This is a genomic window from Hymenobacter sp. AT01-02 (genome assembly GCF_000961955.2).
Classification (GTDB): domain Bacteria; phylum Bacteroidota; class Bacteroidia; order Cytophagales; family Hymenobacteraceae; genus Hymenobacter; species Hymenobacter mucosus.
In genome coordinates, this window is record NZ_JZIR02000070.1 from 20,906 (window position 1) to 28,338 (window position 7,433).

General features: G+C 55.3%; 5 protein-coding genes. All 5 read left to right on the forward strand.

Annotated features, from left to right (window positions below; translation table 11 throughout):
- The first annotated feature begins 437 nt into the window (after positions 1-437).
- The 5 genes from secA (at position 438) to VI25_RS18060 (ending at position 7,402) form a co-directional block, all read left to right on the forward strand.
- A complete protein-coding gene (gene secA / locus VI25_RS18040) occupies positions 438-3,839 on the forward strand; it encodes a preprotein translocase subunit SecA (RefSeq protein ID WP_045688499.1) in 3,402 nt (1,133 codons plus the stop codon).
- Positions 3,840-4,001: 162 nt separating this feature from the next.
- Positions 4,002-4,673: a deoxyribose-phosphate aldolase gene (gene deoC, locus VI25_RS18045; RefSeq protein ID WP_045688500.1), complete on the forward strand. Its 672-nt coding sequence runs from the start codon at positions 4,002-4,004 to the stop codon at positions 4,671-4,673.
- On the forward strand, positions 4,654-5,211 hold the full coding sequence (locus VI25_RS18050; protein ID WP_052695197.1) for a hypothetical protein: 558 nt from the start codon (positions 4,654-4,656) through the stop codon (positions 5,209-5,211). The genes deoC and VI25_RS18050 overlap by 20 nt, the downstream gene beginning before the upstream one ends.
- A 139-nt stretch (positions 5,212-5,350) precedes the next feature.
- On the forward strand, positions 5,351-6,550 hold the full coding sequence (locus VI25_RS18055; RefSeq protein WP_045688513.1) for a M20 family metallopeptidase: 1,200 nt from the start codon (positions 5,351-5,353) through the stop codon (positions 6,548-6,550).
- 33 nt (positions 6,551-6,583) lie between these two features.
- A complete protein-coding gene (locus VI25_RS18060) occupies positions 6,584-7,402 on the forward strand; it encodes a hypothetical protein (RefSeq protein ID WP_055562711.1) in 819 nt (272 codons plus the stop codon).
- The last annotated feature ends 31 nt before the right edge of the window (positions 7,403-7,433 follow it).

Consider the following 7,433-nt stretch of genomic DNA (forward strand, 5'->3'; position numbering starts at 1 on the left):
TTCCAGTGTGTTGTTCGCGGCCACAGGGCTACCACTGCAGATCAGTGCAGGCCGCTGGGGCGATTTATCGTACGGCACGTACTTAGTACACTTTCCTATCATTCAGCTCTTTATTCACCTAGGAGTGTTTCAGTGGAATCCGTGGCTGGGGCTTGCGGCGTTGCTGCTGATAATAGTTGGGGCTGCCTTTGTGCTATGGCACGTAGTAGAAAAACCACTATTGAAGCGAAATTCGCACTACGTTGCAGCTAAAATAGTTAACTACGAAAAGGGGCGGTTCTAGCCAGGTTCTTTGCTTCGTGACGGGACGTGCTGCTTGCTGAACCGGATTTGCAAAAATCGGTCAGATTGGCGGGGCGTACGGGAATGGGGCGGTTTTGGCTAGAAATCTTGTAAATTTGAGGTGCGCCCCGGCGTTTCAATTAAGGTAAACCAGCATGTTTGATTTTCTAGGCAAGACCGTCGCCAAGATCTTCGGTTCCAAGTCGGACCGTGACCTGAAGGAGATAGTCCCGTATGTGGCGCTCGTAAACGCCGAATATGCCAACTTGGCACAGCTCAGCGACGACGAGCTACGCGCCCGCACCGATGAGGTCCGCGCCCGCATTGACGCCCACCTCAAAAACCTGGACGACCAGATTGGTGCCCTGCATCAGCGCGTGAATGATGATGCTACGCTAGACGCCATTCAGAAGGAGCAGATCTTCGACCAGATCGACACCCTTGAGAAACAGCGGAACAAAGAGTTGGAGGTAGTCCTGATGCAGGTATTGCCCGTGGCCTTTGCTATCTGCAAAGACACGGCCCGTCGCTACACCGAAAACGGCCAGCTAGTTGTAACTGCCACCGATTATGACCGTGACTACGCCCGTCGTAAGTCCAACGTGCGCATCGAGGGCGACAAGGCCATCTGGAGCAATAAGTGGACGGCCGCTGGCGCCGAAATCACCTGGGATATGGTACACTACGATGTACAAATCATTGGTGGCGTGGTGTTGCATCAGGGTAAAATTTCGGAAATGGCCACGGGTGAGGGTAAGACCCTGGTATCTACTCTGCCAGCCTTCCTCAATGCACTGGCTCGCCGGGGTGTGCACTTGGTTACGGTAAACGACTACCTCGCCAAACGTGACTCGGAGTGGAATGCGCCGCTGTTCGAGTTCCACGGCATCACGGTAGACTGTATTGACAAGCACCAGCCGAACACGGACGCCCGCCGCAAGGCCTACCTGGCCGACATTACCTACGGTACCAACAACGAGTTTGGCTTCGACTACCTACGCGACAACATGGCGCGCGACCCGGAAGAGCTAGTGCAGCGCAAGCACCACTACGCCATGGTCGACGAAGTGGATTCCGTACTGATTGACGACGCCCGAACTCCGCTTATTATTTCCGGTCCTGTTCCTCGCGGCGATGTACACGAGTTCTACCAACTCAAGCCCCGCATTCAGCGCCTTGTAGAGGAGCAGAAAAAGCAGGTGCAGAACTACCTGGTAGAAGCGCGCAAACTCATTAAGGAAGGCAAAGACGGCTCGAAAGAAGGCGAAGGCGGCTTGGCCCTGTTCCGGGCTTACCGTGGCCTGCCCAAGAGCAAACCCCTCATCAAGTTCCTGTCGGAAACCGGCATGCGCGCCGTACTGCAGAAAACGGAGAATTTCTACTTGCAGGACAACCAGCGCCAGATGCCCAAGGCGGATGAGCCGCTGTTCTTCACCATTGATGAGAAGAACAACCAGATTGAGCTGACGGAAAAAGGTATTGACTTGATTACGGGTCAGGGGGAAGACCACAACTTCTTCATCATGCCAGATATTGGCACTGAGCTGGCCAATATTGAGAAAGACCCAGCCCTTTCGGGCGAGGAAAAGCTGCACACCAAAGAGCAGCTGATGGACGACTTCCAGGTGAAATCGGAGCGCATCCATACCATCAACCAGCTGCTGAAAGCATACACCCTGTTTGAGCGTGACGACCAGTACATCCTGTCCGACGACGGCAAGGTGAAGATTGTGGACGAGCAGACCGGCCGTGTAATGGAAGGCCGCCGCTACTCCGACGGTTTGCACCAAGCCATTGAGGCCAAGGAAAACGTGCGGGTAGAAGATGCTACGCAGACCTATGCTACCGTAACGCTGCAGAACTACTTCCGCATGTACCACAAGTTGGGCGGCATGACGGGTACGGCCGAAACAGAAGCGGGCGAGTTCTGGGAGATTTATAAGCTTGACGTGGTAGTAATTCCTACCAACCGTGGCATCTCCCGCAAAGACGAGCACGACAAGGTGTATAAGACGGTGCGCGAGAAGTATAATGCCGTGGCCGAAGAGATTCAAACGCTAGTGCAGGCTGGCCGCCCCGTGCTGGTAGGTACTACCTCGGTTGAAATTTCGGAGCTGGTAAGCCGCATGCTCAAGCTGCGTGGCATTCCCCACCAAGTGCTGAACGCCAAGCAAAACCAGCGCGAAGCTGAAATTGTAGCGGCTGCTGGCTATCCTGGCACCGTAACTATTGCTACCAACATGGCTGGCCGTGGTACCGACATTAAGTTGCGCGGTACGGCCAAAGAAGCGGGAGGCTTGGCCATTATTGGTACAGAGCGTCACGAGTCACGCCGCGTTGACCGCCAGTTGCGTGGTCGTGCCGGCCGCCAGGGCGACCCAGGCTCTTCCCAGTTCTTCGTGAGCTTGGAGGATAACCTGATGCGTCTGTTCGGCTCAGACCGTATTGCTAAGCTGATGGACCGCATGGGTCTGGAAGAAGGCGAGGTAATTCAGCACTCAATGATTACCTCATCCATTGAGCGCGCCCAGAAGAAAGTTGAAGAAAACAACTTCGGCATCCGGAAGCGCCTGCTTGAGTACGACGATGTGATGAATGCCCAGCGGGAAGTGGTGTACAAGCGCCGCCGCAACGCCCTGCATGGCGAGCGTCTGGAGCTGGACATCTGGAATATGATTTACGATGTTTGCGAAGACATCGTAATCGGCCACAAAGGCAACAACGACTACGAAGACTTCAAGCTGGCCATCATCCGCGTATTCGGTTACGATACGCATCTGACGGCTCAGGACCTGAGCGGTATGCAAGCTGCCCAGCTCACGCAGAAACTGTACGATGAGGCTCTGGGATACTACCAAAGCAAGAACGATTTCATCAGTGGTAACTCCATGCCGTTGATTAATGACTTGCTTAGCCAGAACGCGCCGTACGAGAACATTGCCATTCCCTTCACCGATGGTCGTAAGCAGATTCAGGCTATTGCCAACCTGCGCCGTGCGCAGGCTACCGGTGGTCACGACGTGATTCGCGGCATGGAGAAGGTAGTGGTACTCTCCGTCATTGACGAAGCCTGGACCAAGCACCTGCGCGCCATGGACGACCTGAAGCAGGTAGTGCAGAACGCCGTGTACGAGCAGAAGGACCCGCTCTTGGTATACAAGTTCGAATCGTTTGAGCTGTTCAAGCAGATGATCAGCAAGGTGAATGAGGACACTATCCAGTTCTTGTTCCGCGCCGACGTACCCATGCAGCCGGGCCAGGAAGGTTACGACGAGCCTGAGTACTTCACGGAAGACGAGCTTCCCGTAATGCCACCTACCCCCAAGCTGAAGGCCGAGAAGGAAGTTTCTTCCGTGTCGTTGGGTGCGGGTCCCGAGGATCTACAGCAAGACGGCGCACAAGTAATGGAGCGGCAGCAGCCTGCTCGCTCTCAGAAAGTTGCCAACCGCAACGAGAAGGTAAGCGTGCAGTACATGGACGGCCGCATCTTGCGTGACGTGAAGTTCAAGCAGGTAGAAGATGACCTGCTTAACGACCGGGCCGTACTGATTGACTAGTAGGTTGTTATCGGTGGTAAACTGCTTGGTTGCCCGGCTGTATAGCTAAGCTGCTGGGTATTCTGCCAACCCTATTCGGGCCGCGTTTCTACTTCAGAAACGCGGCCCGTTTGTTGTAGAGCGGAGCCGACGCTTCGCATTTCACCTCTCTATCTTTGCCTTGTGAACCTAGCTTCTACCATTGACCATACTCTGCTAAGGCCGGATGCTACGCCGGATCAAATTATTCAGCTCTGCCAAGAGGCAGCTACTCACCAATTTGCCAGCGTATGTGTACCACCATGTTACGTACGCCTCGCCACCGAGCAGCTTGCCAATACAGGCGTGCCAGTATGCACGGTTATTGGGTTCCCGTTAGGCTATTCTCTTGCCAAGGTGAAGTTCTTTGAGGCGCACCAGGCCCTGCTGGAAGGTGCTACTGAATTAGATATGGTTATCAATGTGGGTGCCTTGAAAGCAGGCAGGTATGAAGAGGTAGAGGAAGAAATTGGCCAGCTGACGGAGTTGTGCCACTTGCGCGGTGCCTTGCTAAAGGTCATTATAGAAACTGCCCTGCTTTCCGACGAAGAAATTGTGACGGCCTGCCGCTTGTGTGAGGAAGCTGGTGCCGACTTCGTAAAGACCTCTACGGGGTTTGCAGGCAGAGGAGCCTCCGTGAGCGACATTGTGCTCATGCGTCGTTCATTACCAACTCACATCCGTATCAAAGCATCGGGCGGTATTCGTACCCGTATTGCGGCTTTAGCTCTGGTAGCCGCCGGTGCCGACCGAATTGGGTCATCCAATAGCTTGGCTTTGCTGAAAGAAGATTCTCATGAAACACCCGCTACATAACGTGCTGCTGTTATCTACATTTTTTGCGTTGGGAGCGTGTGCAAGCTCGGGGCCCGTCGCCCCTACGGCCACCGCCCCCGATACTACCCGCCGACCCGGGGCAACCCAAGTTGCCACGTTGCCGGCCGAAGACCTGAGCCGCTACCGCCCAGCGTTTGCCGCGCCCAAAGCACCTGCCGTTGTTCCTACTACGACTACCCGGCCCGTCACACCGACCAACCAAGTTAACGCGCAGATTGAGCAGCGCTTACGAGACCAGGCTTTCACTAATCAGAACGTGAAATACGCCCAGGGCTACCGCATCTTGGCCTACGTGGGGCTGGAGCGTGAGCAGGCCATGGCTATCCGCCGGGCTGTTATTAGCCGCTACCCCGAGGAAACGGACTACCTTGGTTTCAAGCAGCCTATTTACCGGCTTTGGATTGGGGATTACCTCACTCGCCTCGAAGCAGAGCAAGCTATGTCGCGCATTCGTCCGCTGGCGCCCAAAGCACAGCTAGAGGGCGCGCAAATCGTCATCAACAAGACGGCGTTCTAGCTTTGCTGCTGCCACGCTTTAGTTGCTAGCAGCTTGCCCTGCTTTTTAGTGCTGCTTTGCTAGACTATCTGGCAGTTTGGTGCCTCTCACCTTCTTTCTTCCGAACTATACCCTGACGCCTCGGCGGCGCGCTACTACCATGCAACATCTCATATCCCGTATCAAGGTCCTGGCCGCAGAGGCCGCCGCTGAGACTATAGCGCTGCGTGAACACCTGCATGCCAACCCGGAACTGTCGTTCAAGGAAGAGAAGACGGTAGCTTTCGTGACGGAGCAGTTACACAAACTGGGACTCCCTACTCAGCCCATTGCGGGTACTGGTGTAGTTGCTCTCATTGAAGGACGCAACCCTGCGTCGCGCACGGTTGCCCTACGTGCTGATATGGATGCGCTACCTATTACGGAGCAGAATGAAGTGCCCTACAAGTCGGTAAATCCTGGCGTGATGCACGCCTGCGGCCACGACGTACATACATCTTCTCTACTGGGCACAGCTCGTATCCTAACTCAGCTGCGCAATGAGTTTGAAGGCACCGTAAAGCTTATGTTTCAGCCGGGCGAAGAGTTGCTACCGGGTGGTGCCTCCTTAATGATTAAGGAAGGCGTATTGGAAAACCCTGCGCCTGCCAGTGTGCTAGGGCAGCACGTATTTCCGCGCCTGCCGGCTGGTAAAATTGGGCTGCGCGCGGGGCGGTACATGGCTAGCACCGATGAGTTGTACCTGACGGTGCGCGGGAAAGGTGGCCACGGCGCCATGCCCGAGCAGAACCTTGACCCCGTGGTAGTGGCCGCCCACATTATTGTGGCCGCCCAGCAGATTGTAAGCCGCCGGGCCAATCCAAAGCTGCCTTCCGTGCTATCATTCGGGAAGGTCATTGCCCAAGGTGCTACCAACGTCATTCCGAATGAGGTGTACATTGAAGGCACCTTCCGCACGCTCAACGAAGAATGGCGCAACGAAGCGCATCAGCACCTGCGCCGCCTGTGTGAAGGTTTGGCCGAAAGCATGGGCGCCAGTTGCGAGCTAGAAATTCGCCGAGGCTACCCGTATCTGGAGAACGAGCCCGCCCTAACGGCCCGGACAGAGCAAGCAGCAGTAGAATACTTAGGGCGCGACAACGTGGTAGAACTGGACCAGTGGATGGCTGCTGAGGACTTTGCTTACTTCTCGCAGGCTGCCAGTGCTTGCTTCTACCGCCTAGGTACGGCCGCCGCCGACGGTAGCGAGCGGCACACCTCCTCCGTACATACCCCTACCTTCGATATTGATACGAAAGCCTTGGAAACCGGTCCCGGCCTTATGGCTTGGCTTACTTTGCGTGAATTAGCTGCCAACTAAGCTGTTCGTATTCTATTTCCTCTTGCCCTGCCCATGCGTGCCGCGTTTTATCCCGTTTTGTTTGTTCTGCTGTTAGTCAGCTCCGCTGTTAGCGCGCAGCGCCGTTCTGTTAGGAATACAGTTGTAATTCCGGAGTTGCAAGCAGAATGGGCGCTGAAGGATGCTGACTATTTTCTGGTAGGTCTGAACGTCGTAGGTAATAGCAATGGCGACAACTCGTTTACCGGCGGGCAGCTACGCCTAGGATACGAGCATTTCTGGAACGAACGGTGGAGTGGCGGAGCCACAGTACGTTTATTGCGTGCGAACGTGCAGAACTACGGCGACTTCTTTGCGCAGGATGGCAACGTCATCCCCGGCGTGTTCCTGCGTCATGCTGGCAAGATTGGCTCCGTCAACTTTGGGCAGCGGCTGGGGGTAGAGTATGGGATATCTACCAATAACTACCTCGCAGTTGCGCGCAACCGTGCACTGACCCGCCTGCGCCTCGACGTAGATCGGATAATAGCTCTGGGCGAAAACGTGTCCCTACGGCCCCGGATAGCCTATGAAGCCGCAGCATACTTACGCCTTCAGCGTGACGAAAACGAGCGTGAGGAACGCGTTATCGATTTTGGCAACCTGCGCGGGGAAGTGGGTGTCCGCTTGTCGCCACGCGTAGATATCACGCCGTGGGTAGCGGCCCAAACGTACTACGCCAACTTTGTGCCCCAGTACGATCCGATTACTGGGGAGGAAGTGTACGGTGGCCGTACCAATGTCATCGTGCCAGTAATAGGGCTTGATGCGCGTTTTACCTTATTCCATGAGGGTGGCGCCGCAGAGCGACGGCAGTTACCTTCGCAGCACTAACAAATTCCGAGATACAACTAGGTGCGCCTAC